1 protein-coding gene and 1 tRNA gene are annotated in these 1,961 nt (G+C 56.6%); both read left to right on the top strand.

All coding sequences use genetic code 11. The features are described 5' to 3' along the window. Window positions 1-240: 240 nt before the first annotated feature. Complete coding sequence (locus tag V6C16_RS12095) at window positions 241-1,434, top strand: pyridoxal phosphate-dependent aminotransferase (RefSeq protein ID WP_333535495.1); 1,194 nt, start codon at window positions 241-243, stop codon at window positions 1,432-1,434. 347 nt (window positions 1,435-1,781) lie between these two features. Then, window positions 1,782-1,857 (top strand) — tRNA-Ala (locus V6C16_RS12090). The last annotated feature ends 104 nt before the right edge of the window (window positions 1,858-1,961 follow it).

Here is a 1,961-nt window from a genome sequence, read left to right as displayed (position 1 = left end):
TCTGTTACTTGCGCCGGTTGCGCCAGTTGCGGCTGTTCCGCCTGCCCCGTGGGCCGCGCCGATTGCGTCGGCTGCGCATGGCACGGCTGATGGCAAGCACGTTGTATGTAGTCCGATTCAGTGGCCGCTGCGCCTTTCTGCTTTGTACGCATTTACACCCCGTGGCGAAGCTGATAAAATTGGCGGCTGTAATCTCGCCGTATACGCCGCATTGCGTCCCCTTTCGTGAAGGAGCCTCTCATGCAGATTTCAGATCGTTTGAGCAGCATCAAACCCTCTCTGACCCTCAGTGTCAACAGCCGCGCCCTGGAGCTTAAGGCACAGGGCGTTGCCGTAACCAGTCTGGCCGTGGGCGAACCGGATTTTCCCACGCCAAGGCATGTCTGTGAGGCCGCCAAGGCCGCCATTGACGAAAATTTTTGCCGCTATACCGCCGTACCCGGCATTCCGGAACTGCGTAAGGCCGCCGGCGCGTACTTTGACCGCGCCTATGGCGTGCCAGTGCCGCTGGAATCCATTGTCATCGGGGCCGGGGGCAAACACTGCCTTTACAATTTTTTGCAGGCCACGGTTAATCCGGGCGACGAGATTCTTATTCCCGCGCCCTACTGGCTGAGCTACCCGGATATGGTCATGCTGGCCGGCGGCGTGCCGGTTACGGTACATGCCGGGCCTGAACAGGGCTTCAAGGTGACGCCCGCCATGCTGGACGCCGCGACGACGGGCAAAACGCGTCTGCTTATTCTCAATTCGCCCAGTAATCCTACTGGGGCGGTGTACACCGAGGCCGAATTTACGGCCATTATGGACTGGGCCATGTCGCGCGGCATTTTTGTGCTGTCTGACGAAATTTATGACCAGCTTGTTTTTGCCCCGGCCAAAATGACCAGCGCTATCGGCTGGTTTGCGCGGTATCCCGAGCAAGTGGCCGTGCTCAACGGACTTTCAAAAAGCTATGCCATGACGGGCTGGCGCGTGGGCTTTCTTGCCGCGCACCCCACACTGATAAAAAAAATATCATCCATGCAGGGACATAGCACGTCCAGCATATGCTCCATCGCGCAAAAGGCGGCCCTGGCGGCCCTGACCGGCCCTACGGACTGCATTGACGCCATGCGCCAGGCTTTTGTGCGTCGTCGCGATCTGGGCATGAAAATCATAGGCTCCTGGCCTTGGGCCGTATGTCCCAAGCCCGACGGGGCTTTCTATCTTTTTGTGGACGTACGCAAGTGCTATGGCGGATCGGTGAGCAATTCCACCGATCTGTGTACCCGGCTGCTGGACAAGGCCCATGTGGCCCTTGTACCCGGCGCGGCCTTTGGCGACGATAACTGCATTCGCCTTTCCTACGCAGTGGCTGATGACGTGCTGACGCACGCCCTGGAAAGCGCCGGGGCCGAGATGGCCCGTCTGGCCGAAGAGGCGGGCAATTAGGGGATCCAGCAGGTTCCGTCAGAGAGTTTTGCGGGCAGCGCACCCAAAGGGGGCATCGCAACGGCGCCCACGGCGTAGGCAACGGTTCTAGGGCAGATTAACTTTGAAATGCTTCACATTTCAAAGTTTTCATTCAGCCGAAAATCGCGATTTTCGGCTGAATCCACGCCACATTGTGGCGCGCTGCACTTTCGTGCAGCGTTAGAGCCTTTACACTTTTTCAAAGTTAAAATGCGTCTAACTGACGCCCGGCAAACGGCTTCGGACGCGGATTTGAAAGAATTATAATTTTCTTGCAAGAAGTTGTTGACAAACAGACGTATTTTAGTCATTGTGCTTTTCGCCGTGGGGCTGTAGCTCAGTTGGGAGAGCGCTTGAATGGCATTCAAGAGGCCGTCAGTTCAATTCTGTCCAGCTCCACCAGATAGGTAATCAAAACCCCCGATCATCGGAAGATGGTCGGGGGTTTTTGCGTTTTACAAATTATTGAGGCCAATGCGTTGACTTGTTCTAGCAGTTTCCCTTAG

The sequence above is a fragment of the Desulfovibrio sp. 1188_IL3213 genome, assembly GCF_036763145.1.
GTDB lineage: Bacteria > Desulfobacterota > Desulfovibrionia > Desulfovibrionales > Desulfovibrionaceae > Desulfovibrio.
Note: the sequence above shows the minus strand (reverse complement) of the source record. Positions and strands in the feature narration are given on the sequence as shown.

Excerpts from the sequence above, each read along its gene's own strand:
- V6C16_RS12095 (WP_333535495.1), top strand. The coding sequence starts at position 241 with ATGCAGATTTCAGATCGTTTGAGCAGCATCAAACCCTCTCTGACCCTC.